Below are 26,767 nucleotides of genomic sequence, written 5' to 3'. Positions count from 1 at the left end.
TTTCGCCGCGCTAGGTGGGGCGCGGGTGCAGCTTGCCGCCGGAAAGTTCGAGCACGCGGTCGGCGCGCGCCGCAAGCTTCGGATCGTGCGTGACGAGCACGAGCGCAGTGCCAATCTCGCGATTGAGCTCCAGCATGAGGTCGTACACCTGCGCCGCGTTGCGCTCGTCGAGGTTGCCGGTCGGCTCGTCGCCGAGGACGCAGGCCGGTCGCGTGACGAGCGCACGCGCGACCGCGCAGCGCTGACGTTCGCCGCCGGACAGCTCGCCCGGCTTGTGCTCGAGCCGCTCGCCGAGGCCGACCCGCTGCAGCAGCGCGACCGCGCGCGCGCGCGCCTCGCCGATCGCGCCGCCGCGGATCAGCAGCGGCATGCAGACGTTCTCGACGGCGGTGAACTCGGGCAGCAGGTGGTGGAATTGGTAGACGAAACCGAGTGCGCGGTTGCGCAGCTCGCCGCGCGCGCGGTCCGACAAGCGCGACATCACCTTGCCGCCGACGCTGACGTCGCCCGCGCTCGGCGCGTCGAGGCCACCGAGGATGTGCAGCAACGTGCTCTTGCCGGTGCCGGAGGCGCCGATGATCGCGACCGTCTCGCCGCGCCGCACCGACAGGTCGACGTCGCGCAGCACGTCGGTGCGCAGCTTGCCCTCCTGGTAGGTCTTGGCGAGCTTGTCCGCGCGAAGCACGACATCGTCCATGGCCGGGTCACTCATAGCGCAGCGCCGCCGCGGGATCGGTCTTCGCCGCGCGCCGCGCGGGGTACAGCGTGGCGAACGTGCAGAACAGGAATGCGGTGAGCGTGATCCACGCGACGTCGGATCCGTGCAGGTCGCTCGGCAGCTCGCTGATGTAGTAGACGTCCGGCGAGAGGAACGTCACGTGGAAGGTACGCTCGATCCAGTGCACGATCGCGCTGAGGTTGAGCGAAAGCAGCACGCCGAACAGCACGCCGAGCGCGATGCCGAGCGTGCCGACGAGAACGCCCTGCACCATGAACGTGCCCATCACCGACGCCGGGCTCTGGCCGAGCGTGCGCAGGATCGCGATGTCCGCCTGCTTGTCCTGCACGAGCATGACCAGCGTCGACACGAGGTTGAACGCGGCGACCGCGACGATCAGCGAGAGGATCAGGAACATCACCTTCTTCTCCATCGCGATCGCCTTGAAGAAGTTGCTGTGTCCCTGCATCCAGTCGGTCACGCGGTAGAACTGGCCGAGCTGCTGCGACAGCTGCCGGCCGACCGGGAACGCCTGGAACATGTCGTCGAGGCGCAGGCGGATGCCGGTCGGGCCGTCGAGGCGGTACAGCGTCTGAGCATCCTGCAGCGCGACGACGGCAAGGCCGGAATCGTATTCCTGCATGCCCGCCTCGAACACGCCGACGACGGTGAAGCGCTTCATGCGGGGGATCGCGCCGATCGGCGTCGCGCTGAACTCCGGCGCGAACACCGTGACGAGGTCGCCGACGCCGACGCCGAGCGTCATCGCGAGCTCCTTGCCGAGCACGATGCCGAACCTGCCGGGTACGAGGTCGTCGAGCTTGCCTTCGACCATGCGCGTGCCGACCTCGGACACGCTCGCTTCGAGCGCAGGGTCGACGCCGCGGATGATCGCACCGCTCACGCGCGCGCCCTGCAGCATCGCCTGGCGTTCGACGTACGGCGCGGCACCGAGCACGTGCGGATCGGCGCGTGCGACCTTCAGCGCTTCGGGCCAGTCGCGCACGCTTTCGCCGATGCCCTCGATGGTCGCGTGCGATACCATGCCCAGGATGCGGTCCTTGAGCTCCTTGTCGAAGCCGTTCATGACCGAGATCACGGTGATCAGCGCGGTGACGCCGACGGCGATGCCGAGGATCGACACCAGCGAAATGAACGAGATGAAATGGTTGCGCCGCTTCGCGCGCGTGTAGCGCAGGCCGATGAAGACTTCGAGTGGGCGGAACATCGTGCGGGCGGTCCTCGGGTCGTTCGCCGGGCCGGCGCGCCGATCGGCGCGTGTCCTGACGTCGCAGCGACGGTTGGCGCCGCGTCGTTGCGTTCGACCGCAACGGCGGTGCAGAGTGCCGCAAGGCCGCCGGCGCGGCAAGTCGGCCGGCGACCGCGACCGGTGTACGAAATCCACGCGACACGGAGCCGCATGAACGAAACCGCCACCCCGCCCTTGCCCGCCGACTTGCGCGATGCGCTCGCGCGCGGCGTGCGCCAGGTCAATACCGTCGTGCTCGGCAAGCCGCACGAGGTTCGTCTCGCCTTCGTCTGCCTGCTCGCGGGCGGCCACCTGCTGATCGAGGACCTGCCCGGCGTCGGCAAGACCACGCTCGCGCACGCGCTCGCCGCCACGCTCGGGCTCGGCTTCCAGCGCGTGCAGTTCACCTCGGACCTGCTGCCTTCCGACATCATCGGCGTCGGCATCTACGAGCGCGAAGCGGGCGTGTTCAAGTTCCACCCGGGGCCGCTGTTCACCCAGCTGCTGCTCGCCGACGAGATCAACCGCGCGATGCCGAAGACGCAGAGCGCGCTGCTCGAGGCGATGGCCGAGGGCCAGGTCACCGTCGACGGCACGACGCACCGCCTCGCGCCGCCGTTCTTCGTCGTCGCGACGCAGAACCCGCTCGACCTCGCCGGCACGTGGCCGCTGCCCGATTCGCAGCTCGACCGCTTCATGCTGCGCATGAGCCTCGGCTATCCCGACCGCGACGCCGAGCGCGCGATGCTCGGCGCGAGCGACCGCCGCGACGTGATCGCCGCGCTCACGCCCTGCCTCGGCCCCGAGCAGATCCTCGCGCTGCGCCAGGCCTGCGCGGGCGTGCTCGCGAGTCCGGCGCTGATCGAGTACGTGCAAGCGCTGCTCGCCGCCAGCCGCGACCATCCCGAGATCCGCATCGGCCTGTCGCCGCGCGCCGGCCTCGCGCTGCTCGCCGCGGCGCGCGCGCATGCGCTGCTATCGGGGCGCCCGCACTGCGTGCCGGAGGACGTGCAGGCGGTGTTCCCGTTCGTCGCCGGCCATCGCCTCGGGCTCGGCGCCAACGCGCGCATCGACCGCACGCGGCTGGTCGCCCAGTTGCTCGAGGCCACGCCGGTCCGCTGAACATGGAAAGCCCCCTCGCGTCGTGGCGCCTGCGCGTGCTCGCCTTCGCCGAGCGGCGACTGCCCGCGCTGACCCGCCTGCGACGTCCCGAGCCGTTGCCGATCCGGCTCGATCGCCGCCGCATCTACGTGCTGCCGACGCGCTTCGGCCTCGGCTTCGCCGCGTTGCTGTTCGTGATGCTGGTCGGCGCGTTGAACTACGCCAACAACGCGGCGGTGCTGTTCACCTGCCTGCTCGCGAGCACGGCGGGCGCGAGCGTGTTCGCCGGATTCCGCGGCATGAGCGGATTGCAGCTCGTGCGCGTGCACGCCGCCGAGGCGCACGCGGGCGATGTGCTCGCGCTCGACCTGCGTTTCGATCCCGGCACGCGCGGCCGCGCCGGTCTCAGGCTGCAGCTCGGCGACGTCCAGACCGCGTTCGCGCTGCAGGCGAACGTGCCTGCCGATGTAGCGCTCCGGCTCGACGCGACGCGGCGGGGCTGGGTACGCCCGGGTCGCGTGCGCGTCTGGACCGAATACCCGTTCGGCCTGTTCCGCATCTGGAGCTGGATGCATCCCGACGGCGACTTCCTCGTCTATCCCGCGCTCGAGCGGCCGACGCCGCCGCTGCCGGCCGGCGAAGGCCGCATGGGTGAACAACAACAGGCCGGCGCCAGCGAGGAACACGCGGGCCTGCGCGACTACCGTCCGAGCGACCCACCGCGCCTGATCGCCTGGAAGGCCTCCGTGCGCCACGACAGCCTGCTCGTGCGCGACGTCGAACGGCATTCCGGCGAGGCGCTCACGCTCGATCACGCGGCGCTGCGCGGCCTCGACGGCGAGTCGAAGATCAGCCGACTCGCCGCCTGGGTGGTCGCCGCGGAGCACGCGCGACGAACGTACACGCTGCGCCTCCCGCACGACGCGCTCGGCCCGGGTGCCGGTGCCGACCACCTGCGCGCCTGCCTGCGCGCGCTCGCGCTGATGCCGCCCAGCGGCGGGGCCGTGCGTGACTGACCGCCTCGACCGCCTCCAGTTCGAACGCACGGCGATCGCCGTCGCGGCGACGATCGCGACCCACCTCGCGCACCTGCCGCCCTGGCTGGCCGCGGCGCTGGCCGCGGCGATCGCGTTGCGCGTGTTCGCGCGCCGGCGCGGCAGCGCGACGATCTCCAGCTGGACGCGCGTGCTGCTGACCGTGCTGCTGCTCGTCGTCATCGTCACGCGCTACGGCAACGTGTTCGGTCGCGGGCCCGGCAGCGCGCTCGCGTGCGGCCTGCTCGGCCTCAAGCTGCTCGAAACCGAACGCACGCGCGACGCGCGCGTGGCGATCGGCTTTTCCTCGTTCGTGTTGATGTCGTCGCTGCTGTTCACCCAGTCACTGCTGTTCTGCACGCTCGTCGGCGGCGTGCTCGTGCTGATCCTCGCTGCGCTCTCGGCATTGCAGCCGGCGCCGCTGCGGGCGCACCGACCGCTGCGCGCGGACCTTCGCCTCGCCGGCATCCTGCTCGCCGCGAGCCTGCCGCTCGGCGCTGCCGCGTTCGTGTTGCTGCCACGGCTGCAGGCCCCGCTGTGGGGTTCGCGCGACGACGGCCTCGGTCGCTCCGGGCTCAGCGAAACGATGGCGCCCGGACAGTTCTCGCAGCTGATGCAGGACGACTCGCCGGCCTTCCGCGTCGAATTCGCCGCGAGCCGGCCACCGAACGCGTCGCTGTATTTCCGCACGATCGTGCTCACGGACTTCGATGGAACGACCTGGTCGCGGCGGCTCGGCGGACCACGTGGCGGCGCCGCGGCGCCGGTCGCGACCGGGCGGTCGTACGACTACACGATCACGCTCGAGGCGACCGACCGTCCCTGGATGCCGGCGCTCGACCTGCCGCTGTTCGCCCCGGAGGGCACTCGCCTCGATGATGACCAGGTGATCGTCGCCGGCAGGTCCGTGACCCAACCACGCGAATACCACCTGCGTTCCGACGTCGATGCGCACGCGGCGCCGTCGCTCGATCGCCGCGAGCGCCTGCGCATGCTGCGCCTGCCCACCGGCTACGGCAAGCAGGCACGCGCGCTCGCGCAACGCTGGCGCGAGCAGGCGAAGGACGACCGCGACGTCGTGAAGGCGGCCCTCGCGATGTTCCGCGGCAGCTTCACCTACACGCTGTCGCCACCGCTGCTCGCGCGCGATTCGGTCGACGATTTCCTGTTCGGTTCGCAGCAGGGATTCTGCGAGCACTACGCGTCCGCGTTCGTGTTCCTCATGCGCGCCGCCGGCATTCCCGCGCGCGTCGTCACCGGCTACCAGGGCGGTTGGTGGAGCGGCGGCTACCTGCTCGTGCGCCAATCGGACGCGCACGCGTGGGCCGAGGTCTGGCGCGAAGGAACCGGATGGCAACGCGTCGATCCGACCGCTGCGGTGAGTCCGGCGCGCGTCGAACTCGGCGCCCCGGACGCCAACGGCGCCCAGGCCTGGTTCGGCGCCGAGTGGCTGCGCGAGATGCGCAACCGCTTCGACGTCGCCAGCCGCCTGTGGACGCTTTCGATCGTGCGCTTCGATGCCTTGAGCCAACGCAACCTGCTTTCGAGCCTGGGCATCACCGACGCGGCACAGGGTGACCTCCTGCTCGCGCTCTCCGGCGTGCTCGGCCTGTCGATGCTGCTCGCGGCCGCGTGGTCGATGCGCGAGACCAGCGTCCGCGTCGGCGATGCACTCGACCGCGCATGGACGCGCTTTCGCAGCCGGCTCGCGCGCACCGGCATCGACGAGCGCGCGGCGGAGGGCCCGCTCGACCTGCGCGCACGCGTACACGCAGCCGTGCCTGCGCTGGCACCGGCGATCGATCCGCTCGTCGACGAGTACGTCGCCTTGCGCTACGGCGCCGCCGAGCCCACGCCCACGCGCGTCGCCGCGCTCGATCGGCGCCTGCGTGCCGTGCGCCTGTCCCGACCACGCTGAGCGCATTGCGACGAACCGGCATTCAGGCGCGTCGAGTACTATGCCCGGGTGCGGCATGCAGACGGCGTCCCGAACCGTCGCCGACCAAGGTTTCGCCATGCGTCACTCACTCACGATCGCCCTGCTCGCCGCCGGCCTCGCGTCCTGCGCGACGGTTCCCGCACCACTGCAAGGGCAGTACGCCGCCACCACGCCGCGCGACGCGCGCGCGGACGGCCAGCAGGTCCGCTGGGGCGGAGAAATCATCAAGGTCGAGCCGATGCAGGACACGACCTGCTTCGAGATCCTCGCACGCGACCTCGACGCGAGCGCACGACCGACCGGCCGCGACGCGAGCCAGGGTCGTTTCATGGCCTGCCACGCGGGCTTCTACGATCCCGAGGAATTCGATCGCGGGCGCGAGATCACCGTCGTCGGCCAGGTGAGCGGCACCGACCACGGCAAGGTCGGTCAGTTCGACTACGCCTATCCGCACGTGAACGCGAGCGCGGTCTACCTCTGGCCGAAGCGGCCTCTGTACGTGCGCTCGCCGTACTACTACGACCCGTGGCTGTACGGCTACGGTCCGGGCTGGGGCTACTTCGGGCCCGGCTGGGGCTATTGGGGACCGCCGGTGATCATCCGCGACCGCCGTCCGGATCCGCAGCCCGCGCCCACGCCGCGCGGCAAGTAGGCGAGCTTCGCGCAACTAACCGCACAGCGCGATGGCGTAGCATCCTCCGGCCATTCCCGGAGGAGCCGCCGCCATGATCCTGACGCGTCCGTTGCCGTGCGCGATCCTCGCCGCCGTCATCGCCCTGCCGGTGATGGCCGCCGACGGCGCAGCGACCTCGAAGGTGTTCTCGTCGCCCGCGGAAGCCGTCGCCGGCAACCATGAAGGCGCGACCGTGCTCTGGGGCGGGCGCATCTTCGAACGCGAATCGGGCGAGAGCGGCCAGTGCATCGGCGTGCTCGCGTTCCCGCTCGCGCGGCGCGACGGGCGACCGGACACGCGGCTCGAGCCGGGGCAGATCTTCTATGCGTGCAGCAGCGAAGCGCTGTCGGTCGACGACTACGCAGTCGGCCGCCAGGTCGCGGTCACCGGCAAGCTCGGGCCCGTGCGCGAACGCGTCGTCAGCGAGAACTGCAGGACGCTGCCGCCGAACACCGCCTTCGTCACCTGGAAGGCGACCGCCGTGAAGCAGATGCCCGAAGGCTGCACCGCACGCCTGCCCGTCGTTCAGATGAGCGACGGCCGCACCTGGCCCGATCCGCCGCGCGCGCACCCGCCGCAATTCATGTGACGCCGCTCAGCCGGGCGGCCAGTGCATCGCGCGTCCGGCGAGCAGGTGCAGGTGGATGTGGAACACGGTCTGGCCACCATCGCGGTTGCAGTTCATCACGACGCGGTAACCGTCGTCGGCGAAACCTTGCGCCTTCGCCCAGCGCGAGGCCGCGAGGACGAGCTTGCCGACCAGCGCCGCGTCGTCGTCGCCGAGGTCGTTGAGCGTCGCGAACGGCCGCTTCGGGATGAACAGCACGTGCACCGGCGCCTGCGGATTGATGTCGCGGAATGCGAGCAGGTCGTCGTCTTCGTAGACGATGTCGGCGGGAATCTCGCGACGGATGATCTTCGCGAACAGGGTGTCGGTCATGGGCGCCAGGAATCGGAAACGGGTTCGCACAGGCTCGCAGCTTGCAACGGTACGCGCAAGCCGCGCGGCGATGGCCTGACGCGTCGTGGCAGCTCGAGCGAATCCCGTCGCTGCTACAGCACCTGGCGGCCGCCGAACGCGTGCGCGAGCGTGCCGCGGTCGATGAACTCGAGCTCGCCGCCGAGCGGCACGCCGTGCGCGAGCCGGCTCGCGCGCACGCCGGCCGCGCGCGCGAGCTGGGCGAGCATGTGCGCGGTCGCCTCGCCTTCCACGGTCGGGTTCGTCGCGACGATGAGTTCCTGCACCTCGCCCTCGGCGAGGCGCTGCGCGAGCAGGTCGAGGCCGAGCTCCTTCGGGCCGAGGCCGTCGAGCGGCGAGATGCGCCCGAGCAGAACGAAATACTGCCCGCGATAGCCGGTCGCCTGTTCGATCGCGAGCTGGTCGACCGGCGTCTCGACGACGCAGAGCAGGCTGCGCTCGCGCGTCGAGCTCGCGCACAGCGCGCACAAGGGTTCCTCGCTGAACGTGCGGCAGCGCGTGCAGTTGCCGATGCGCTCGACCGCCGCGGCGAGCCGCTCGGCGAGGCGACGCGCGCCCGCGCGATCGCGTTCAAGCACGTGGAAGGCCATGCGTTGCGCGGTCTTCGCGCCGACGCCGGGCAGGCAGCGCAGCGCTTCGACCAGGTCGGCGAGGAGCGGCGAACTCGACATCAGAACGGCAGCTTGAAACCGGGCGGCAGGTTCATGCCGGAGGTGAGGTTGCCGAGCTTCTGCCGGCTCAGCGCGGCGACCTTGTTGACCGCGTCGTTGAACGCGGCGGCGACGAGGTCTTCCGCCATCTCCGCATCGTCGGCGAACAGCTTGCGGTCGATCGTGACCGCGCGCACTTCGTGGCGACCGCTCATGCGCACGCTGACGAGGCCGCCGCCGGCCTGGCCGGTGACTTCCATCTGCGCAATCTCTTCCTGCGCGCGCTTCATCTCTTCCTGCATGCGCTGCGCCTGTTGCATCAGTCCGGCGAGGGGGCCTTTCATGGGTCGGTTCATCCTTGCGATCCGTCCGGGATCGCCGTGATCTGGGTAGGTTGTGGATGTGGGTACGCCATTTCCTTCGGCTGGTCCAACGGCGGCCATCCATGACCGCACTTTTCAGATGAAGCACTCAACCAGGTGGCATCGGCCACATTTTCAAACGCACTCAGCCGTCGGTGGGGCGGATGCTGTCGGGGATCACGCGCGCGCCGAACGTCTCGATCATCGATTGCACGAACGGATCGCCCTGCACCGCTTCCTCGGCGGCGGAGCGGCGCGCGGTCTCGGCGCGGGTGCGCTGCTCCGCGGGCGTCTGCGCACCGGACGCGGCGCGTTCGAACCTCACCTTGACGTCGCGCCCAAGCGCGCCGCCGAGGCGCTGTTCGAGCAGGCCGACCATCGAGCCTTCGGCGAGATGTTCGTACGACGGGTCCATCGCGAGGCGCACGACGTTGCCTTCGATCGCGACGAGCGTCGCGTTCTGCGCGAGCTGGCCGACCGGCCCGCGCAGGCCTGCGCGATCGATCAGGCCGGCCCAGTCGGCCGGTGCCGCCGACGCGTCGGGCTTCGACGCACGCGGCGGATCGATTCGCGCCTCGACGGCCGGCTCGATCCTGCGCGGCGATTCGCGTGGCAGCGGCGGTGGTGCATCGGCGCGCGCCGGGGCCGACGCCGGCGCCGCGGCCGCGCGAGGCGGCGCGGTCGGACGCGCGGCGGTCGCGCCCATCGCGCCGGCCGGCACGAATGCGAGCATGCGCAGCAACGCCATCTCGAAACCGACGCGCGGCGTCGGCGCGAGCGGCAGGTCGCGCCGGCCGGTCACCGCCATCTGGTACCACAGCTGCACGTCCTGCGCAGCCAGGCGCGACGCGAGCGCGCCGAGTTCGGCGCCGTCGTCGCCGGCCGCGTCGGGCACGAGCTGCAGCAACTGGATGCGATGCAACAACCCGGCGAGCTCGTCGAGCACCTGGGCGAAATCGGGCGAGAACTCCGCGATGCGCTCGACCTCGGCGAGCAGCGCGCCACCGTCGCCGGCGGCGAGGATCTCCAGCAGCACGCGCACCTTCGCGCGCTCGACCGTGCCGAGCATCGCATGCACTTCGTGCGCGTGCAGCGCGCCTCCGCCGTGCGCGATCGCCTGGTCGAGCAGCGACAGGCCGTCGCGCAGCGAGCCGTCGGCCGCGCGCGCGAGTACGTCGATGCCTTCGTCGTCGAACGCGACGTGCTCGGCGCCGAGGATGTGGCGCATCTGGCCGCCGATCTGTTCCGGCGAAAGGCGCTTGAGGTTGAACTTGATGCAACGCGACAGCACGGTCACGAGCAGTTTCTGCGGATCGGTCGTCGCGAGCAGGAACTTCACGTGCTGCGGCGGTTCCTCGAGGATCTTCAACAGCGCGTTGAACGCGGGCTTGGACAGCATGTGCACTTCGTCGATGAGGTACACCTTGTAGCGCCCGCGCGTCGGCGCGTACATTGCGTTCTCGATGAGGTCGCGCACGTTGTCGACGCCGGTGTTGCTGGCCGCGTCGATCTCGAGCAGGTCGACGAAGCGGCCGGCGTCGATCTCGGCGCACGCCGCGCATTCACCGCACGGGTTCGAGGTCGGTCCCTTCTCGCAGTTCAGCGACTTGGCGAAGATGCGCGCGATCGTCGTCTTGCCGACACCGCGCGTGCCGGTGAACAGGAACGCGTGGTGCAGGCGCCCGCTGTCGAGCGCGTGGGTGAGCGCGCGCACGACGTGCTCCTGCCCGACGAGTTCGGAAAAGCGACGCGGGCGCCACTTGCGCGCGAGGGCTTGGTAGGACATCGGAGATCCGCTGCTGGGTTCGCGATTGTAGCAACGCGGATGTTAGCGGACCGTGCGCGCTGCGCGCGTGCTGAACGATACCGGACGTCCTGCGCGCGAGGACGGCGCGCCCGCAGGAGCGGGGCGAAGCGAGCGCTTCCGGCGGAGCCGCGTACGGAGCTGCGCCGGACGCGGCGAGTCCGGACTCGTCCCGATGGACGAGTTCGGACATCCGGATACGAGGTGGCGGCTCCGCCAGCTGCATCCCGGCACCCGAATCACCAACTACGGCTGCTCCCTTCCGGGCCTGACCGGGTTTGCTGGTTATCGTCGCGGGAGAACCGACGGAGCCACCATAAAACGGCGATCACGCACGGGCACGTGATCGGAACAAAATCTGGCGGAGAGGGCGGGATTCGAACCCGCGAAACGGTTTGACCCGTTTACACACTTTCCAGGCGTGCTCCTTCAACCACTCGGACACCTCTCCGTAACTTGCTGCGTGCGGGGCGGGATTGTTCGGCGCTTCCTGCGCCTCACCCCTCGCGGCGCGAGGGGCCAGCCTGCGGCTGTCCCAATTCGTTCCCGACGAATTGGTCGAACCCGCGAAACGGTTTGACCCGTTTACACACTTTCCAGGCGTGCTCCTTCAACCACTCGGACACCTCTCCGCACGCATGCCCGCTCGGCGGGCCGCGCAGGATACTAGCAGGTACAGGCGCTTACAAGCGCCTCGCGCGGACCGTGCCGGCGGACGAGCGCGCAGTGCCTCGAGCAAAAAAGAGGCCTCCCCGGAGGGAGGCCTCGGAAGCGGATCGCGACGCTTCAGCGCGCGTGCTTGTGCCGCGTGCCCAGCGATCGATGCGGACGCACCGGCGCCGGGCGCGGGCTCGCCGACGTCGCGTCGACCGTCACGTCGTCGATGAACACGTTGCCGTCCACGCCCGAACCACCCGCGTCGTCGTACTGGTACTGGAAGCGGATCACGTGCGCGGCACCGTTCGCATAGGCGCTGATGTCGATCGACTGCTGCGTGAAGGCCGCATCGGGCGTCGCGCTGCTGACGTCGAGCGTGTCGACCGCATTGCCGTCGATCGACACCGTCAGCGTGCCGGCCGCGTCCGGCAGCGAATCGATGAGACGCCAGAAGTTGAGGTAGCGCGGCGCGCCGGCCGCGATCGTCACGCTCTGCGCGACGTGCTGGATTTCCGCGCCGCCGCCCCAGCCGCCGAACCAGGTCACCCAGTGGCCGTCGTGGATCGGAAGCGTGTCGAATTCGCCGAGGTCGCTGTAGAGGTTCGTGCCACCGCCCGCACCTTCGTTGCCGTCGACGCTCTCCCACGACGGATTGCTGCCGCCGTCCGCGGTGGTCGATTCGAAGCCCGGGTCCTGCACCGGCTGGCCGGGCAGCGCGTTGCCGTCGAAGCCGTCGGTGAAGATCGCGTCGATGCCCGCGCAGGTCACGGCCACGTCGGTCACGTTGGCGCCCGCGATCGTGCCGCTGCCGTTGCTGACCACGCAGGTCTGCGGCGACGGCTGCGTCGCGATGGTCACGGTGTAGGTCGCGCCGTTGACGAGTCCGGTCGGGAACGCGAACGAGCCGTCCGCGGCGACCGACTGCGATTGCGCGCCGCCATTCAGGGACAGTCCGACGCTGCCGCCGGCGAGCCCGCTGACCGTGCCGCCGACGGTATAGGTCGGAATGGCCGCGCAGGTCACCGCGACATTGGTCACGTTCGCGCCGCTGATCGTGCCGCTGCCGTTGGCGACCGAGCACGTCTGTCCCGACGGCTGCGTGCCGACCGTGACCGCGTACGCCGAACCATCGGCGAGCGCGGTCGGGAACGTGAACACGCCGTTCGTGGCGACCGGAACGGTCTGCGCGCCCGCATTGAGCGACAGCGCGAGTCCGCTGCCGGTCAAGCCGCTCACGCTGCCGCCGACGGTGTAACTCGCACCGCCGCCCGTGCAGTTGACGTCGACGTTGGTGACGTTCGCGCCCGTGAGCGTGCCGTTCGCGTGCGCGAGCGTGCACGTCTGACCCGCCGGCTGCGACGAGATCATCACCGTGTAGACGCTGGCGTCGGCGAGCGCGTTCGGGAACGTGTACGGACCGTCCGCCGCGATCGGCAACGCCGTGCCGCCGTTGAGCTTGAGCGCGAGGCCGCTGCCGACCAGACCGCTCACGCTGCCGCCGATCGTGTAGGTCGCTGCGGGCGTCGTCGTGCACGTGATCGAGACGTTGCTGACATTGGCCGCACCAATCGTGCCGCTGCCGTTCGCCACCGCGCAGGTCTGCGCCGGATGCGCGGGCGACGCGCCCACGGTGACGGCGTAGCCCGCGCCGCCGGCCAGCGCGGCCGGGAACGTGAAGCTGCCGTTGACCGCGACCGCCATGTCGTCGCCGCCGTTCAGCTGCAACACCAGCCCGCCGCCGGCGAGGCCGGAAACGCTGCCGCCGACGGTGAACGTTCCCGCTGCCGCGGGAATGGTGAAGTTGGCGTTCGAGATGTCGAAGAAGATGTTGTTCGCGCACGCCACGCTGACGCGGCCCTGCGTCGTCGCGATCGCCGGCACGGTGACGCTCGCGCTGCCGGAGTTGGCGACGCCGCTGGCGAGGCCGTACGGGAACGTCTGGCCGCCGTCGGCGGACAGCGCGATGTCGACCGCGCTGCAACCGACCGGCGCGGCCGTCGTGTTGGCGACGTCCCAGGTGACCGACTGCGTGCTGCCCTGCGCCCACGACACCGCGGTGTTCGGCGCGGTGACCTGGAACGGGCCGGCGCTGTTGACGACGTTGACGGTGATGTCCGCGCTCTGCGTCGTGCCGAAGGCCGGGCGCTGGTCGCGCGCGGTCAGGCGGAACTTCAGGGCGCGCGTGGTCGTCGGCAGCGTTTCACCCTTGAGCGCGGTGCCGGTGAGCACGGTGGACAGTTTCGGGAACATGCGCGCGCCGCTCACGGTCGGCGGCCATGCGCGGAAGATCGGGCTGCTGCCGTTGTCGCCGGTCGTCAGCGGTGCGGCGGCACCGAGATCCCACTCCTCCCACGAATAGGTGACGGTGTCGGCGGCGTCGGTATCGCTCGCCGACGCACTCAGCACGAACGGCGTGCGCGCAGGGATCGTGTACCCGGTCGGCAGGCTGCCGCTGTCGATCACCGGCGCGTGGTTGTCGTTGACGGTGTTGACCGAACAGTTGCCGCCGCCGTTCGTGTAGTTGTTGATTTCCTGCAGGCTGATCGCGTGGAAGTACGGATCGGAATGCGGCTGCAGGTCGTCCGCGCTGCAGATGCCCGCATAAGCCATGATGGTCGAGCCGCTGCCCGGCTCGTACGCGGTCGGGCCGTTGCGGTTGCCGCCCGAGCAGTTGCCGCCGGTGCCGTTGAACGGATGGTTGCCGCCGAACTGGTGGCCCATCTCGTGCGCGACGAAATCTATGTAGAACGCGTCGCCGGTCGGGTTCGGCAGGCCGGTCGTGCCGCGCCCCTTGCTGCTGCCGCAGACGTTGCCGAGCCCGGCCACGCCGCCGCTGCCGGTCGTGAACACGTGGCCGATGTCGTAGTTGGCGGCACCGATCACGCCGCTGATGACCGAGGTGGAATTGTTGATGACGCCCGTGCCGTTGCTGCCGAACGGATCTCCCGACGTACTCGCGTACATGAGCAGGTCGTTGTTCGGCACCAGCGTCAGCTGGATCGCCATCTCCGTTTCGTACACCTGGGTGACGCGGTTGATCGCGACGACGGTCGCCGAGAGGCCGCCGGCGACGGTGCCGCCGCCGACCGCGGCGATGTACTGGTGGTTCGCCGCGACCGCGGCGCGATACACGCGATGGTTGACGCCGGTCTGCGTCATCGGCTGGCTCGGCACGAGGTGCTTGCCGGCCGCATCGATGCCCTGCTCGTGCACGTCGCAGCGCCCCATGCCGTCGGGGATCGCGAGGCCGCTGCGCTTGAAGCTCATGTAGCTGGAGCCGGCACCGAGCACTTCCGGGCGCACGACCCAGATGCCGGCCGGATCGAACACCATCGCCTGGAAGCCCATTGGCGACACGTCGAGGCGGACCGGGCGACCCTGTGCGTCGCTGCCCTTGAAGCTCAGGATGTCCGGATACTTCGCCTGCAGTTCGGGCGGCAACGTGCCCGAATCGACGACCATGAAGTCGGCGAACCCGCCGTCCGGCTGCGGCAGCGCGATCGACGTCGCGATGCCGCGCTCATGCGCGGCCTTCAGGTAGCGCGCGACATCGCTCGTATCGAGCGAAAGCGACCGCCACGCGGCCGGGTGCGGCGCGCCAGGCGCGGGATTGCGCGCCGCGTCGTCGTGCCAGTAAGCCTCGCTGGGACTCGCCCACGCCGCCGTGGCGGACATGCCGAGCACGAGCAGCATGCCTGCCTTGATCGAATACCTGTTCACTCTCACAACCCCCATTTCGCACGCGGATACACGGACGTCCCTGCATGGTCGGCCGCCATCCGACCGACCGTCGACACGGCCGGGCACGACGCACCGGGTTCCCCAACCCGACGACGTTAACAGGACGTGTGTAGCAAGGATTCCGCCCCGCGGAGGGACGTTGCGCAGCGACGATTCCGCCGCGCGACGGAGTCACGTCGGGTGGAGCCAGCCCGATTCGCCGTCGGCGTAGTGCTCGTTCTTCCAGATCGGCACGCGCCGCTTCACTTCGTCGATGATCCAGCGACAGGCCTCGAACGCGTCGCCGCGGTGGTCGGCGCTGACACCGACCCAGACCGCGAGGTCGCCGATCGCGAGGCGGCCGACGCGATGCACGCAGCGTGCCTCGCGCACGCGGAAGCGCGCGACCGCCTCGGCGAGGATCGCCTCGCCTTCGGCCAGCGCGAGCGCGGGATAGGCCTGGTAGTCGAGCTGCCGGACGCTGCGACCGTCGTTGTGGTCGCGCACCCAGCCCTCGAAGCTCGCATAGGCGCCGGCCGCGGCGTGGTCGAGGGCGGGGCGCTCGGCGGCCACGTCGATCGGTTCCTCGCCGAGGCGGAATCGCCGGGCCGTCATGCGCGCATGCCTCAGCCCCCGCTCACCGGCGGCAGGAACACGACCTCGTCGCCTGCGCCGAGCGCGTGGTCCCAGCCGACGAACGCACCGTTGACCGCGACACGCAGGCGATCGGCAGTGAACGCGAAGCCGTACACCGCGGCGACTTCGACGTACAGCTCGCGCGGTGTGCGCGCCGCGCTGTCGCGCGTTTCCTCGCTGCGCCCCGCGCGGTCGGCGAGGCTGGCGAAATACAGCAGCTTCAGATTCATCGCGTGCGTCCGGCGCGCACGTCGCGCTTGCCGCCACGCTTCTCGACGAGGCGCACGCCGTCGATGACGATCTCGTGCGAGAGCGCCTTGCACATGTCGTAGATGGTCAGCGCGGCGACGCTCGCGCCGGTCAGCGCCTCCATCTCGACGCCGGTCTTGTGGCTGAGCGCGACGGTGCAGCGCACGAGCAGGTCGTCGTCGACGACGGTGATGTCGATGCGGCACTGCTCGATCGGCAGCGGGTGGCAGAACGGGATGAGGTCGTGCGTGCGTTTGACCGCCATCGTGCCCGCGATGATCGCCGTGTCGACGACCGGCCCCTTGGCCGACTGCATGCCCTGCGCACGCAGGGTGCGCGCGACCGCGGGCGGGAAGCGCACGCGCGCTTCCGCGGTCGCTTCGCGGCGCGTGACCGCCTTCGCGCCGACATCGACCATGCGCGGCCGGCCCTGCCCGTCGACGTGCGTGAGCTTCGCCATTCAGCCTCCGATCGAGTACATCTCGACGCGGTCGCGCCGCGCCAGCGTCGCCTCGCTGCGCGCCTCGCTGTAGCGGTCGTCGCGTGCGTTCCACACCGCGCCGACGAGGCCGGCGAGCGTGGCGTCGTCCGCCCCCGTGCGCAGCGGCGTGCGCAGGTCGCAACCGGTGCCCGCGAACAGGCAGGTGTAGAGCCGCCCGTCCGCCGACAGCCGCGCGCGCGAACAATCACCGCAGAACGGCTCGCTCACCGAACTGATGAAACCGATCTCGCCGGCGCCGTCGGCGAACGCCCAGCGCTGCGCGACCTCGCCGCCGTAGTTCGGATCGAGTTCGTGCAACGGCCAGCGCGCGGCGATGCGCGCGCGCAGTTCCGCGCTCGGCACGACGAGGTCGCGGCGCCAGTCGTTGCAGGTGCCGACGTCCATGTACTCGATGAGGCGCACGATGTGGCCGCTGCCGCGGAAGTGCTCGAGCAGGTCGAGCACCTGGCCGTCGTTGGTGCCACGCATGACGACGCAGTTGATCTTCAGCGGCGCGAAGCCCGCGCGCTCGGCCGCGACGATCGCGGCGAGCACGTCGGCGACGTCGCCGCGCCCGCCCGACATCGCGCGGAACGTGCCCGGGTCGAGCGTGTCGAGGCTGATCGTGATGCGACCGAGCCCCGCTTCGCGCAATGCGTCGACGTGCGCGGCGAGCAGGCTGCCGTTGGTCGTCAGCGCGACGTCGTCGATGCCGGGAATGCGTGCGAGCGTGCGCACGAGCACGGGCAGCTCGCGCCGCAGCAGCGGCTCGCCGCCGGTCAGGCGCAGCTTGTGCACGCCGAGGCCGGCGAATACGCGCGCGAGCCGCTCGATTTCCTCGAAGCGCAGGCGCTCGGCCTTGCCGAGGAACTCGTGGTCGCGCGGATACTGGTCCTCCGGCATGCAGTACGGGCAGCGGAAGTTGCAGCGATCGATCACCGAGATGCGCAGGTCGCGCAGGCGGCGGCCGCGCCGGTCGAGCTGCGACGCTGCCTGATCGGCACTTTCCACGCGGACCGGGATCGGCGCGCCCATCAGGCTGCTCCCGGCAGTGCGCGCGCGAGCGGCGGCGCGAGCGCGACGACGTCGCCGCGGCGCGCGACGCGCAGGCCGTGCCGCTCCATCGCGGCGGCGTCCGCTTCGCTCGCGTAGTGGTAGAGCATGAAGCGGCGCAGCAATGCGGCGGGGTACTCGCGCTCGAGGTCGTCGAGGCCGGTGTGCGACGGATTGCCGCGCAGCGCGCAGTCGTGCGCGACGAGTTCGGCGTTCGCCGCGTGGACGGCGAGCGCCTCCGGCACCGGCCGCGTGTCGCCGGTCCAGACGAAGCTGCCGGCGAGCGCGAGGCCGAACGAGGTGTTCGGCGCATGGTGGCGCGTCGCGAACACGTCGAACCACAGGTCGTCGCACCAGAAGCCGCGCGAGCACGGCACGAGGCGGAAGCTGTCCCAGAAGTTGGCACCGCCTTCGGCGAGCACTTCCGGATAGTCGGCGACGCGCGCCTGCAGCAGCGGCACCAGCGCGGCGTGCGCGTAGAGGCGCGTGCGGCCGCGCAGCGCGTCGTCGAAGTAGGTGCGGTAGAACAGCCGCTCGAGCCCGGCGACGTGGTCCATGTGCGTGTGCGTCACGTACAGCGCGTGCGGCGGCGCGCCGTAGTGGTCGAGATACGCCGACAGCGCTTCCGCGCCGCAGTCGATCATCAGCAGCGGCGCACCATCGCGCTCGAGCACGGCGCAGGCCGAACCGAGTTCGGGCGCCTGCGCGCTGCCGACGCCGAGGAAACGCAGCACGAGGTTCACGACGCCGCTCCGGGCGCTGCGAGCGCGCGCTGCGCCATCGCATCGTGGTAGGCCGCGAGCAGCGGATGCCAGAAACGCGATTCGAAACCGTCGAGCCGGCGCGCGCCGAGCTTGAGCAGCGAGCGCAGCAGGCGTGCGAGGTTCGCCTGCTGCCAGGCGAGACGCGGCTTGCGCATGCGGCCGCGGTCGAAGTCGATCAGGCTGACGCCGTCGTCGCCACCGACCAGGATGTTGTGCGCGTTGAGGTCGGCGTGCCACGCGCCCGCGAGGTGGAAGCGCGCGATCGTGCGGCCGATGTCCTGCGCGAGCAGCGCGTCGAGGTCGCCCCGCGCGAGGCGCGAGGCGAGCGTCTCGGTCCCCTCGATGCGCCGCGTGAGCAGGTCGGCGCGATAGCCGAGCCCGCTGCGGCGGTAGCGCGCGGCGACCGGCAGCGACACCGGCAACTGCTGGTTCGCGAGGCGCGCGAGCAGGCGGAACTCGCGGAACGCGCGCGTGCGCGACGCGCCGGTCCACAGGTACGCGTCGGCGCTCACGCGCGCGGCGAGGCCGCCGCGATGGTAGTGCCGCAACGCGCACGCGCCGACCGGCGTCCGCACGAAGAACACGCCGCCACGGCCGCCCGCGGCCCGCCCGAGCGACCCCCAATGGGCCGCGTCGAACCAGTCGGCCGTCGGCACGGTGCCGAGCGCGGCGTCGTAGACGATCGCGCCGTCGGCCGTCGATTGAACTTGCGCCTGGATCATGCGTCTGCCAAGTTTCCACCTCTTGCGCCCGACCCGGCGCGCATCGTCCGTAGATGGTAGCAAGCACCGCATGGAACAAGTTGCAGCGGCCGGCACCGAACCGGCATCCCTTTGCCTGTTGCGCACGTCGGCGATCGGCGACGTCACCCACGTCGTGCCGATGGTGCGCACGTTGCAGGCGCACTGGCCGGACACGCGCCTGACCTGGCTGATCGGCAAGCTCGAGCACAAGCTCGTCGGCGACCTCGCCGGGGTCGAGTTCATCGTGTTCGACAAGCACGCCGGGCGCGCCGGCCACCGCACCGTGCGCGAGAAGCTCGCCGGCCGGCGCTTCGACGCGCTGCTGCACATGCAGGTCGCGCTGCGCTCGAACCTGCTCAGCCTCAGCGTCAAGGCGCCGCTGCGCATCGGCTACGACCGCGCGCGCTCGAAGGACCTGCACGGGCTGTTCGTGAATTGCCGCATCGCCGCGCGCCACGGCCAGCACGTGCTCGACGCGATGGCGAGCTTCCTCGAGCCGCTCGGCCTGCGCCAGACCGAGGTGCGCTGGGACATCCCGATTCCCGGCGAGGCACACGCGTTCGCCGAACGCCACCTGCCCGGCGACGCGCCGACCTTGTTGGTGAGCCCGGTGTCGAGCCATCGCCTGCGCAACTGGCGCCCCGAGCGCTACGCCGCCGCGATGGACCACGCCGCGCTCGCGCTCGGCTGGCGCGTCGTGCTGTGCGGCGGCCCGAGCGCGTTCGAGCGCGAGTTCGCCGACGCGATCCTCGCCGGCATGAGCTCGCGCCCGCTCGACCTCGTCGGCAAGGACACGCTCAAGCAGCTGCTCGCGCTGCTGCAGCGCGCGACGCTCGTGCTCTGCCCCGATTCGGGCCCGATGCACATGGCGAACGCGGTCGGCACGCCCGTGCTCGGCCTGCACGCGGCGAGCAACCCGGTGCGCTCGGGCCCCTATTCAGACCGCCGATGGTGCGTCGACCGCTACGACGCGGCCGCGCGCAAGTTCCGCCGCAAGCCGGCCGAGGCGCTGCCCTGGGGGACCAAGCTCGAGTATCCGGGCGTGATGGACCTGATCGGCGTCGACGACGTGCTCGAACGGCTCGCGGCGTTCGACGCGCAGCACCGCGGGGCGGCTGCGCGGGCCTGATCCGGTTGTATTGGCGGACCGACCCACGTATCATCCGCGGCCCACTCCGGAGAGGTGGCAGAGTGGTCGAATGCGCCGGATTCGAAATCCGGTTTACGGTTATGCCGTAACGTGGGTTCGAATCCCACCCTCTCCGCCAGTTTCGAAGCAAGGGGCCGCGAGGCCCCTTGTTCATTTCCGGCGTCGGCCACGTCGGTGCCCCGCGACAGCGAGCGAGCCATGAGCACGATTTCCACCCCGGTCTCCTTCGGCGAGCTGATCGACAAGATCACGATCCTCGAGATCAAGGCGGAGCAGATCCGCGACCCGGCGAAAGTCGCCAACGTGCGCACCGAGCTCGACCTGCTCGGCTCGACCTGGGCCGCCCACCCCGCCTCGAAGACCGACATCGGCGACGAGCGCGCGCGCCTGCGCGCGGTGAACCAGGCGCTGTGGGACATCGAGGACCGCATCCGCCTCAAGGAAAAGGCGAAGGCGTTCGACGACGAGTTCATCGAACTCGCGCGCGCGGTCTACTTCCGCAACGACGAGCGCGCCGCGGTCAAGCGCGAGATCAACGAGAAGCTCGGCTCGACCCTGGTCGAGGAAAAGTCCTACCAGGACTACCGCTGAGGCCTCGCCGCGGCGCGCGGCGACGGCGGAAGCCGGCACGAGCGAAAAGACGGTGGGCCGGGACCCGGCCTACGGGACGCTGTTGCCTGCGGCGAATTCGGCCGCGAATGCGCGCGTGCGCGGATGCGCATCGCCGTAGACGCGGCGGCAGGTCGCGAGGGCTTCCTCGCGCAGCGTGCGCGCTTCGTCCGGCGCGCCGCGTTCGATGATGCCGGCGAGCAGGCGGTCGACCTCGGCCATGCGCACGCTGCCGGCCTCGCCGCTGCCGGCGAGGTTCGCGCGGGCCGCGCGGGCGAGCTTCTCGCCCTCGCCCTGCTCGCCACGCGCGGCGAGCACGGCGCCGTACGCGGCATCGGCCCAGGCGAGGAACGCGATGTCGTCGGGCGAATGCGCGAGGTCCGCGCGACTGTCGGCGAGCGTCGCCGGCGCGGCCGGGTCGCGCGCGCGCCATTCGGCGAGGCCGAGCATGAGCTTGGTGCGGCCGCGCCGCGCGACCTTGCCCGCATCCATGATCGCGCGCGCCTCGCGCAGCGAGGCGATCGCCGCGGCGTCGTCGCCGGCGAAGTACTGCGTCGTGCCGAGCGCGGACAGCGGAATGGCGATCATCGGCGCGCCCGCCTGCAAGGTCGCGCGCGCCTGCGCGACGGTCGCTGCGAGCGTCGCCAGCGCGAGGTCGAAGTGCCCCGTGTAGAGCTGCGCGAGGCCGAGCACGTTGTCGACGTAGATCGCGCGCGCGTGGCCCTTGCCGAGGGTGCGCTCGAGCATCGCGTGCGCGCGCGTCGCGAGGTCCTCCGCCTGCGCGAAGCGCTCCTGGTAGAGCGCGTCGCTGGCGAGGTTCATGAGGTCCATCGCGATGTCCGGGCTGTCCGGCCCTTCCGCCGCCGTGCGCTCGGCCAGCGCCGCCTCGTGCATGCGCTGCGCCTCGGCGCGGTCGCCGGCGAAATTCGCCATCTTGGCGAGCCCCGTGAGTGCCTCGATGCGGTCGCGGGCGTAGTCCGGGCCGGCGTCGCGCAGGATCGCGTACGCCTGCTGGTAAGCCGTGCGCGCGGCAGCGGTATCGCCGCTCTCGCTCGCCGCCAGTGCGAGCGCGCCGAGCGCGACGCCGAGCGGCGGCGCGTCGTCGCCGTGCAGCTCGCGCAACTGCGCGACGCTGCGTTCGAGCAGCTCGCGCGCGAGCTTCGGTTCGCCCACGCGCGTGAGCACGTTGGCGATCGTCGCGCGCAGCTCGGCCTGCACGTCGGGCGCGTCGGCGAACTCGGTGTCGATGCGCTGGGCCGCATTGCGCAACAGCTCGACCGGCGTCTTGCCGCCACGCTGCGCCTGGTACGGGTTGGCGTCCTTGAACAGCGAGGCGAGGAACGCCTGCGCGTGCTCCGCGCGCGAGGCCATGCGCGTCGCGCGCTGCGCCTGCCACAGCGCGACCGTGGCGACGCCGAGCAGCGCCGCGAACGCGATCGCGGCGACCGCGACCGCGGCGCGGTGGCGGCGCACGAAGCGCGTCGCCGAGTAGACGAATCCGGGCCGCACGATCGTCAGCGGGCGGTCGTCGAGCCAGCGATGCAGGTCCTCGCGCAGCAACGCCACCGACGCGTAACGACGCGCCGGCTCGTAGGCGAGCGCGTGCGCGATGATGCGGCCGAGGTCGCCGCGCAGCAGGCGCGGCGCGGTCGGCGGCTCCGCCGTGGTGGTGTGCGTGCCCGGCTTCGCCGTGGCGGCCTGGCGCGCGAGCTCGGCGGTGCTCCAGTCGACGTCGGCGGCACGGCCTTCGTGCGTGGGCAGGCGCTTGCCGCTGAGCAGTTCGAACAGCAGCAGGCCGAGCGCGTAGACGTCGGTCGCGGTGCTCGCGCGCTCGCCGCGCAGCTGCTCGGGCGCGGCGTACTCGGGGGTGAACACGCGCGTGGCCGGCGCCTGTTCGCTGCGCGCGTCGAGCACGAGCGCGATGCCGAAATCGAGCAGCTTGACCACGCCGTCGGCGCCGACGAGCACATTCGACGGCTTCAGGTCGCGGTGCACGACGAGCTGCGCGTGCGCATGCGCGACCGCGGCGCAGACCTGGTCGAACAGCAACACGCGCTGCGCGACGTCGAGCGCGTGCCGCTCGCAGTAGTCGAGCAGCGGTTCGCCGTCGACGTATTCCATCGCGAGCCAGGCGCAATCGCCGTCGATGCCGGCATCGACGAACGCGGTGATGTTCGGGTGCGCGAGCGCGGCGAGCACGCGGCGCTCGCGTGCGGCGAGTTCGGCGACGCGCGCGGCGTCGCCGTCGAGCAGCTTGAGCGCGACGCGCTGGGTGAAGTCGGTGCCGCAGCGTTCGGCGAGGTAGACCACGCCCATGCCGCCGCTGCCGATCCGGCGCAGCAGGCGGAACGTGCCGAAGCGGCGCTCCGGCTCCGCGTCGAGCGTCGGCAGCAGGCGCTGCAGCGGTGCGTCGAGGGCTTCGGTGCGCGCGCGCTGCTCGTCGGCGACGAGCTCGCGTGCCGACGCGGCGAGCGCGTCGTCGATCTGCGCGAGCCGATCCAGCTCGGCCTCGCGCTCCCCGGGCGGCAACGCGTCGAGGCGATCGACGAGCGCACGCAGCACGCGCCAGCGGTCGGCATCGAACAGCGGCGGCCCGGGTTCGCTCATGCGACGCGCCGCCTGCGTAGGGAATCGGATGGGTGCGGCACGCTGCGTCCTGTCGGTCGGGCCGCGCCCATCATCGCATTCCGGGCGCCACCCGTGCGCCCCTGCCCTGCGCTACAGGTCGCGCGCGACGCGGAAGCCCACGCGCGCGCTGCGCGTGTCGTTGCGCGCGGCGATGCGGAATGCCGAGCGCACCTGGTCCGGGTCGCTGCCCCACGAGCCGCCGCGCACGACGCGCCGCTCGCAACCGGGGTTGACCCAGGCCGCGCTGTCGCGCGGCGCGCGCGTGTAGTTGTCGTGCCAGCAGTCCTCGACCCATTCGGACACGTTGCCTTCCATGTCGAACAGGCCGTAGCGGTTCGCGGCGAAGCTGCGCACCGGTGCCGGGCCCCAGTAGCCGTCGCTGTAGTGCGGGAACGCGCTGGTCCAGCTGCGCTTGCTCGGCGAGCGGTCGCCTTCGCCGGTGAAGTTGCCGACGACGTGGTCGGGGTCGCCGTCGCCCCAGCTGAAGCGCGTCGCCGATCCGGCGCGCTCGGCGTACTCGAACTCCGCCTCGGTCGGCAGGCGGTAGTGCTTGCCGGTGCGCGCGGACAGCCATTCGAGGTAGGCGCTCGCGTCGTTCCACGAGACGTTGAGGACCGGCAGGTTGTCGCTCGCGCGCTCGCCGCGGTAGTCGTTGCGCCAGCTCATGCCGCGACGGTCGGCGATGCGGCCGGAGCTTTCCTCGTAGACCGCGGCCGAACCGAGCTTCTCGGCGTCGGTCACGTGTTTGGTCGCCGCGACGAACTCGCGGAACTGTCCGACGGTGACCTCGCCCTGGCCGAGCGCGAAGCCGACCGCGATGCGCACGCGCCGCTGCGGCTCCTCGTCGTCCTGGTGGCCGGTCTCGTCGGCGGGCGAGCCCATCACGAACTCGCCGGTCGGCACGACCACGAGCGCGGGCGCCGTGCCCGCGACGTCGAGGAAGCGGTCGCGGATGAGCTCGCCCGGCGCGAGGCTCGCGTACAGGCGCGCATTGCGCAGGCGCAGGTTGAAGTCGTCGATGCCGGCGAGGTCGGGGCTGATCGCCTGCGCCTTCTTGGCGAGCTGCTCGGCGAGGTCGGCGTTGCCGGCGTCGAGCGCGGAGCGCGCCTGCGCGAGCACGGTTTCGGCGCGCTGCCGGCGGATGCCGTCGACGCGCGAGCGCGTCTCGAGCAGTGCCTGCGAGCCGGGGCGGATCGCCGACGCGGTGCCGAGCGTCGCGTCGGCGCCGCTGAAATCGTCCTGCGCGGCCTGCGCGAGCGCGCGGTCGAGGAAATCGCGCTCGATCGTCGCGAGGCCGGCGTCGGCGAGGCGATTGCCCGGATCGAGCTTCATCACTTCGCGGTAGGTCGCGAGCGCGTTGTCGTCGCCGTCGCCGGTGAGCTTGCCCGCCTTGACGCGCGAGGCGGCGTCGGCGAGCAGCGGCACGATCTGGTGCAGGGTCTTCACGCGCGTACGCAGGCCGGCGAGTTCGTCGTCGGGATGCGGCAGGTCGGCATAGGCGGCGAGGTAGCGCTGCGCAGCGGGCTCGTCGCCCCGGTCGACCGCGGCAAGGGCCCAGTCGCGCACGGCGCCGCCGATGCGCTCGAGCGCCGCTTCCGCGTCGACGTTGTTCGGTGCCGACGCGAGCACCGCGCGGTAGAGCGCGACGGCGTTGCCGTCCTTCGGCTCGAACAGCGCACCCTTCTCCTCCGCGCTGCGCGCGCGCTTGAGCAGCGCGGCCACTTCCTTGGTCGTGGCGATCGGCGGCCCCATGCGCACCGCGTCGGCGAACGAGGTGCCGACCTCGGGCTCGGCCTCGCTGGTCGGCGCCGGCACGGTCGTCGAGGCCGGCCGCACGGCCGACCACGTGCCCGCGGGCGGATGCAGGCCGGGCTGGCTGGCGGTGACCGGCTGCTGCGCCTGCGGCTCCACGTGCAGCACGCCGGGGAAGAAGCGGTAGACGAGCGCGAACGCAAGCAGCACGATGCCGGCGGCTCCGCCGAGGGTGTGCTGCTTGCGTGCGACTTCGGTACCGGGCATCGTGGGTCGATTATCGATGCTCGCAGCGGTGCGGTGAAGGCCTGTGCGGCGACTGCATGCATCTCCCGTACAGACAGGAGTTCCACCGCTTGGCCGAATGGATCGAACGCAGCGACGCGCTGCAACCCCTGCTCGCCGACGTACCGACACTGGTCGGCCTCGACACCGAGTTCATGCGCACCGACACCTTCCTGCCGCGCCTCGCGCTCGTGCAGGTGCAGGTCGGGCCGCGGATCGCCCTGGTCGACCCGATCGCCGAGGTCGACCCGGCGCCGCTCGCGCGCGTGCTGGCCGACCCCGCGCACACGATCGTCATGCACAGCGCCGGCGAGGATCTCGAGGCACTCGCGACCTGGCAATGCGCGATCGCGCGCCTGTTCGACACGCAGATCGCCGCCTCGTTCGCCGGCCTCGGCGCCGGGCTCGGTTACCAGAAGCTCGTGCGCGAGATCACCGGCGTCGAACTGCCGAAGGCCGAGACGCGCTCGGACTGGCTGCGCCGCCCGCTGAGCCCGCAGCAGCTCGACTACGCCGAACAGGACGTCGTGCACCTGCCGGAACTGCACGAGCAGCTCACCGCGCGCCTGGTCGGTCGCGGTTACCTCGGCTGGTTCGAGCAGGACTGCGAACGCCTGCTCGAACGCGCGCGCAACCGCGAGCCCGACCCCGAGCCGCAGCTCGGCCTGCGCGGCGCCGCCGACTGGCCGCGCGACAAGCAGGCGCTGCTGCGCCGCGTGCTGCGCTGGCGCGAGGCGACCGCGCGCACGGTCGACCGCCCGCGTTCGTGGCTGCTCGACGATGCGCACGCGCTCGACCTCGTCGCGCGACCGCCGCGCGAGGCGAACGAACTCGCCGATCGCACCAAGGGCCTGCGCGCGCTGCGCAGCGCGCAACGCGCCGACCTGCTCGAGGTGCTGCGCGCGCCGATCGCCGACGACGAACGCGAGTTCACGCCGATCCCGCACGCGCCCGACGCGCGCGACAAGCAGGTGGTCGCCAAGCTCAAGGAGGCCGTCGTCGCGCGCGCGACCGAACTCGGCCTCCCCGACGGCCTGCTCTGCGCGCGCCGCCACCTCGAATCGCTGCTCGCCACCCGCCGCTGGCCGGCCGCCCTCGAAGGCTGGCGGCGCGAGGTGCTGCACGACGCATTGATGGAACGACTGCCGTAGGGCGCGCGCGCCGCCGCGCGGCGTTCGGCGTTGCGGTCGCGCACAGGGTGCGCTCCTGCGGAGAGCATCGCGAACGGAGCGGGCGCGGTCGATGCGGAAGGTCGGCGCTTGACAACCCCCCGGTAGCTCCCGTCAGACTCGGCCCATGCTGCTTCGTCGCCTCCATGCCCTGACGGACCGCGCGGTCACCGACCGCGGCACCGGCGCGTGCGCGACGATGACGCGCACGATTACGACGAGCACGACCACGACGACGTCGACGACGATCGTGGTACGGGTGCCCGCGCGCGACTGATTCCAAACGCAAACGGCCCCGTCCCTCGCAAGGGAACCGGGCCGCAGCGAACCGCCCGAGTCCCTCGCAGCGGGGCCTCCAACCG

24 protein-coding genes, 3 tRNA genes and 1 other RNA gene are annotated in these 26,767 nt (G+C 71.3%); 10 read left to right on the top strand and 18 right to left on the bottom strand.

What is annotated here, in order from left to right:
- Positions 1 to 10: 10 nt before the first annotated feature.
- Both lolD and FHW12_RS15825 read right to left on the bottom strand, forming a co-directional pair.
- Complete coding sequence (gene lolD / locus FHW12_RS15830) at positions 11 to 712, bottom strand: lipoprotein-releasing ABC transporter ATP-binding protein LolD (protein WP_182532007.1); 702 nt, start codon at positions 710 to 712, stop codon at positions 11 to 13.
- Entirely contained in the window at positions 705 to 1,946 is a 1,242-nt protein-coding gene (locus FHW12_RS15825) for a lipoprotein-releasing ABC transporter permease subunit (RefSeq protein ID WP_182532006.1), read from the bottom strand. The genes lolD and FHW12_RS15825 overlap by 8 nt, the downstream gene beginning before the upstream one ends.
- 192 nt (positions 1,947 to 2,138) lie before the next feature.
- On the opposite strand from FHW12_RS15825, the gene FHW12_RS15820 reads away from it, so the two are divergent.
- The 5 genes from FHW12_RS15820 (at position 2,139) to FHW12_RS15800 (ending at position 7,303) form a co-directional block, all read left to right on the top strand.
- Complete coding sequence (locus tag FHW12_RS15820; RefSeq protein ID WP_182532005.1) at positions 2,139 to 3,089, top strand: AAA family ATPase; 951 nt, start codon at positions 2,139 to 2,141, stop codon at positions 3,087 to 3,089.
- Positions 3,090 to 3,091: 2 nt separating this feature from the next.
- Positions 3,092 to 4,084 carry a DUF58 domain-containing protein gene (locus FHW12_RS15815; RefSeq protein ID WP_182532004.1) on the top strand — a complete coding sequence of 331 codons (993 nt, stop codon included), beginning with the start codon at positions 3,092 to 3,094 and terminating at the stop codon, positions 4,082 to 4,084.
- Positions 4,077 to 6,020 (top strand): transglutaminase TgpA family protein, encoded by a 1,944-nt coding sequence (locus tag FHW12_RS21640; protein ID WP_182532003.1) that lies wholly within the window; start codon positions 4,077 to 4,079, stop codon positions 6,018 to 6,020. The genes FHW12_RS15815 and FHW12_RS21640 overlap by 8 nt, the downstream gene beginning before the upstream one ends.
- 97 nt (positions 6,021 to 6,117) lie before the next feature.
- Entirely contained in the window at positions 6,118 to 6,693 is a 576-nt protein-coding gene (locus FHW12_RS15805; RefSeq protein ID WP_182532002.1) for a Slp family lipoprotein, read from the top strand.
- A gap of 73 nt (positions 6,694 to 6,766) precedes the next feature.
- Entirely contained in the window at positions 6,767 to 7,303 is a 537-nt protein-coding gene (locus tag FHW12_RS15800) for a Slp family lipoprotein (RefSeq protein ID WP_182532001.1), read from the top strand.
- A gap of 6 nt (positions 7,304 to 7,309) precedes the next feature.
- On the opposite strand, the gene FHW12_RS15795 is transcribed toward FHW12_RS15800, so the two are convergent.
- From FHW12_RS15795 to FHW12_RS15730, 14 genes are all read right to left on the bottom strand, one after another.
- A complete protein-coding gene (locus FHW12_RS15795) occupies positions 7,310 to 7,654 on the bottom strand; it encodes a histidine triad nucleotide-binding protein (protein ID WP_182532000.1) in 345 nt (114 codons plus the stop codon).
- 113 nt (positions 7,655 to 7,767) lie between these two features.
- Positions 7,768 to 8,364: a recombination mediator RecR gene (gene recR / locus FHW12_RS15790; RefSeq protein WP_182531999.1), complete on the bottom strand. Its 597-nt coding sequence runs from the start codon at positions 8,362 to 8,364 to the stop codon at positions 7,768 to 7,770.
- On the bottom strand, positions 8,364 to 8,687 hold the full coding sequence (locus FHW12_RS15785; protein ID WP_182531998.1) for a YbaB/EbfC family nucleoid-associated protein: 324 nt from the start codon (positions 8,685 to 8,687) through the stop codon (positions 8,364 to 8,366). The genes recR and FHW12_RS15785 overlap by 1 nt, the downstream gene beginning before the upstream one ends.
- 163 nt (positions 8,688 to 8,850) lie before the next feature.
- Complete coding sequence (gene dnaX / locus FHW12_RS15780) at positions 8,851 to 10,491, bottom strand: DNA polymerase III subunit gamma/tau (RefSeq protein WP_182531997.1); 1,641 nt, start codon at positions 10,489 to 10,491, stop codon at positions 8,851 to 8,853.
- Positions 10,492 to 10,720: 229 nt separating this feature from the next.
- Positions 10,721 to 10,817: signal recognition particle sRNA small type (ffs, locus tag FHW12_RS15775), an RNA gene on the bottom strand.
- Between the two features lie 51 nt (positions 10,818 to 10,868).
- A tRNA-Ser gene (locus tag FHW12_RS15770) sits at positions 10,869 to 10,960 on the bottom strand.
- 54 nt (positions 10,961 to 11,014) lie between these two features.
- Positions 11,015 to 11,143 (bottom strand) — tRNA-Ser (locus FHW12_RS15765).
- Between the two features lie 152 nt (positions 11,144 to 11,295).
- On the bottom strand, positions 11,296 to 14,886 hold the full coding sequence (locus FHW12_RS15760; protein ID WP_182531996.1) for a reprolysin-like metallopeptidase: 3,591 nt from the start codon (positions 14,884 to 14,886) through the stop codon (positions 11,296 to 11,298).
- Positions 14,887 to 15,078: 192 nt separating this feature from the next.
- On the bottom strand, positions 15,079 to 15,501 hold the full coding sequence (locus FHW12_RS15755; RefSeq protein ID WP_182531995.1) for a molybdenum cofactor biosynthesis protein MoaE: 423 nt from the start codon (positions 15,499 to 15,501) through the stop codon (positions 15,079 to 15,081).
- Positions 15,502 to 15,512: 11 nt separating this feature from the next.
- Entirely contained in the window at positions 15,513 to 15,752 is a 240-nt protein-coding gene (locus FHW12_RS15750; protein ID WP_182531994.1) for a MoaD/ThiS family protein, read from the bottom strand.
- The gene (gene moaC, locus FHW12_RS15745) at positions 15,749 to 16,231 is read right to left on the bottom strand and encodes a cyclic pyranopterin monophosphate synthase MoaC (protein ID WP_182531993.1); all 483 of its coding nucleotides are present in this window, start codon (positions 16,229 to 16,231) and stop codon (positions 15,749 to 15,751) included. The genes FHW12_RS15750 and moaC overlap by 4 nt, the downstream gene beginning before the upstream one ends.
- The gene (moaA, locus tag FHW12_RS15740; RefSeq protein ID WP_182531992.1) at positions 16,232 to 17,287 is read right to left on the bottom strand and encodes a GTP 3',8-cyclase MoaA; all 1,056 of its coding nucleotides are present in this window, start codon (positions 17,285 to 17,287) and stop codon (positions 16,232 to 16,234) included.
- Complete coding sequence (locus tag FHW12_RS15735; RefSeq protein ID WP_182531991.1) at positions 17,287 to 18,048, bottom strand: MBL fold metallo-hydrolase; 762 nt, start codon at positions 18,046 to 18,048, stop codon at positions 17,287 to 17,289. Before FHW12_RS15735 ends, moaA begins: the two co-directional genes overlap by 1 nt.
- Positions 18,045 to 18,791, bottom strand: coding sequence for a 3-deoxy-D-manno-octulosonic acid kinase (locus FHW12_RS15730; RefSeq protein WP_182531990.1), 747 nt, complete (start codon positions 18,789 to 18,791; stop codon positions 18,045 to 18,047). Before FHW12_RS15730 ends, FHW12_RS15735 begins: the two co-directional genes overlap by 4 nt.
- A 70-nt stretch (positions 18,792 to 18,861) precedes the next feature.
- Between FHW12_RS15730 and FHW12_RS15725 the strand changes: the two genes are divergently transcribed.
- The 3 genes from FHW12_RS15725 to FHW12_RS15715 all read left to right on the top strand — a co-directional run bounded on the left by FHW12_RS15725 (position 18,862) and on the right by FHW12_RS15715 (position 20,553).
- A complete protein-coding gene (locus FHW12_RS15725) occupies positions 18,862 to 19,941 on the top strand; it encodes a glycosyltransferase family 9 protein (RefSeq protein WP_182531989.1) in 1,080 nt (359 codons plus the stop codon).
- Between the two features lie 48 nt (positions 19,942 to 19,989).
- Positions 19,990 to 20,080, top strand: a tRNA-Ser gene (locus FHW12_RS15720).
- Between the two features lie 80 nt (positions 20,081 to 20,160).
- A complete protein-coding gene (locus FHW12_RS15715; RefSeq protein ID WP_182531988.1) occupies positions 20,161 to 20,553 on the top strand; it encodes a DUF6165 family protein in 393 nt (130 codons plus the stop codon).
- Between the two features lie 69 nt (positions 20,554 to 20,622).
- On the opposite strand, the gene FHW12_RS15710 is transcribed toward FHW12_RS15715, so the two are convergent.
- Entirely contained in the window at positions 20,623 to 23,178 is a 2,556-nt protein-coding gene (locus tag FHW12_RS15710) for a serine/threonine-protein kinase (protein ID WP_182531987.1), read from the bottom strand.
- Positions 23,179 to 23,289: 111 nt separating this feature from the next.
- On the bottom strand, positions 23,290 to 25,218 hold the full coding sequence (locus FHW12_RS15705) for a formylglycine-generating enzyme family protein (RefSeq protein ID WP_182531986.1): 1,929 nt from the start codon (positions 25,216 to 25,218) through the stop codon (positions 23,290 to 23,292).
- Positions 25,219 to 25,274: 56 nt separating this feature from the next.
- Between FHW12_RS15705 and rnd the strand changes: the two genes are divergently transcribed.
- Together rnd and FHW12_RS15695 are read left to right on the top strand one after the other, a co-directional pair.
- Positions 25,275 to 26,387: a ribonuclease D gene (rnd, locus tag FHW12_RS15700; RefSeq protein WP_182531985.1), complete on the top strand. Its 1,113-nt coding sequence runs from the start codon at positions 25,275 to 25,277 to the stop codon at positions 26,385 to 26,387.
- Between the two features lie 145 nt (positions 26,388 to 26,532).
- Entirely contained in the window at positions 26,533 to 26,682 is a 150-nt protein-coding gene (locus FHW12_RS15695; RefSeq protein WP_182531984.1) for a hypothetical protein, read from the top strand.
- The last annotated feature ends 85 nt before the right edge of the window (positions 26,683 to 26,767 follow it).

It is taken from the genome of Dokdonella fugitiva (assembly GCF_014138265.1).
GTDB classification, from domain to species: Bacteria; Pseudomonadota; Gammaproteobacteria; order Xanthomonadales; family Rhodanobacteraceae; genus Dokdonella_A; species Dokdonella_A fugitiva_A.
The sequence above is the reverse complement of the archived record's forward strand: the minus strand, read 5'-3'. Positions and strand labels throughout refer to the sequence as shown.

What these genes read in the sequence shown, in the direction of transcription:
- FHW12_RS15705 (WP_182531986.1), bottom strand. Translation starts at nt 25,218, where the DNA reads ATGCCCGGTACCGAAGTCGCACGCAAGCAGCACACCCTCGGCGGAGCC.
- FHW12_RS15750 (WP_182531994.1), bottom strand. Translation starts at nt 15,752, where the DNA reads ATGAATCTGAAGCTGCTGTATTTCGCCAGCCTCGCCGACCGCGCGGGG.
- lolD (WP_182532007.1), bottom strand. Translation starts at nt 712, where the DNA reads ATGAGTGACCCGGCCATGGACGATGTCGTGCTTCGCGCGGACAAGCTC.
- FHW12_RS15825 (WP_182532006.1), bottom strand. Translation starts at nt 1,946, where the DNA reads ATGTTCCGCCCACTCGAAGTCTTCATCGGCCTGCGCTACACGCGCGCG.
- FHW12_RS15815 (WP_182532004.1), top strand. Translation starts at nt 3,092, where the DNA reads ATGGAAAGCCCCCTCGCGTCGTGGCGCCTGCGCGTGCTCGCCTTCGCC.
- FHW12_RS15755 (WP_182531995.1), bottom strand. Translation starts at nt 15,501, where the DNA reads ATGACGGCCCGGCGATTCCGCCTCGGCGAGGAACCGATCGACGTGGCC.
- moaA (WP_182531992.1), bottom strand. Translation starts at nt 17,287, where the DNA reads ATGGGCGCGCCGATCCCGGTCCGCGTGGAAAGTGCCGATCAGGCAGCG.
- recR (WP_182531999.1), bottom strand. Translation starts at nt 8,364, where the DNA reads ATGTCGAGTTCGCCGCTCCTCGCCGACCTGGTCGAAGCGCTGCGCTGC.
- FHW12_RS15800 (WP_182532001.1), top strand. Translation starts at nt 6,767, where the DNA reads ATGATCCTGACGCGTCCGTTGCCGTGCGCGATCCTCGCCGCCGTCATC.
- FHW12_RS15820 (WP_182532005.1), top strand. Translation starts at nt 2,139, where the DNA reads ATGAACGAAACCGCCACCCCGCCCTTGCCCGCCGACTTGCGCGATGCG.
- FHW12_RS15795 (WP_182532000.1), bottom strand. Translation starts at nt 7,654, where the DNA reads ATGACCGACACCCTGTTCGCGAAGATCATCCGTCGCGAGATTCCCGCC.
- FHW12_RS15805 (WP_182532002.1), top strand. Translation starts at nt 6,118, where the DNA reads ATGCGTCACTCACTCACGATCGCCCTGCTCGCCGCCGGCCTCGCGTCC.
- FHW12_RS15730 (WP_182531990.1), bottom strand. Translation starts at nt 18,791, where the DNA reads ATGATCCAGGCGCAAGTTCAATCGACGGCCGACGGCGCGATCGTCTAC.
- FHW12_RS15715 (WP_182531988.1), top strand. Translation starts at nt 20,161, where the DNA reads ATGAGCACGATTTCCACCCCGGTCTCCTTCGGCGAGCTGATCGACAAG.
- moaC (WP_182531993.1), bottom strand. Translation starts at nt 16,231, where the DNA reads ATGGCGAAGCTCACGCACGTCGACGGGCAGGGCCGGCCGCGCATGGTC.
- FHW12_RS15725 (WP_182531989.1), top strand. Translation starts at nt 18,862, where the DNA reads ATGGAACAAGTTGCAGCGGCCGGCACCGAACCGGCATCCCTTTGCCTG.
- dnaX (WP_182531997.1), bottom strand. Translation starts at nt 10,491, where the DNA reads ATGTCCTACCAAGCCCTCGCGCGCAAGTGGCGCCCGCGTCGCTTTTCC.
- FHW12_RS15785 (WP_182531998.1), bottom strand. Translation starts at nt 8,687, where the DNA reads ATGAAAGGCCCCCTCGCCGGACTGATGCAACAGGCGCAGCGCATGCAG.
- rnd (WP_182531985.1), top strand. Translation starts at nt 25,275, where the DNA reads ATGCATCTCCCGTACAGACAGGAGTTCCACCGCTTGGCCGAATGGATC.
- FHW12_RS15695 (WP_182531984.1), top strand. Translation starts at nt 26,533, where the DNA reads ATGCTGCTTCGTCGCCTCCATGCCCTGACGGACCGCGCGGTCACCGAC.
- FHW12_RS15710 (WP_182531987.1), bottom strand. Translation starts at nt 23,178, where the DNA reads ATGAGCGAACCCGGGCCGCCGCTGTTCGATGCCGACCGCTGGCGCGTG.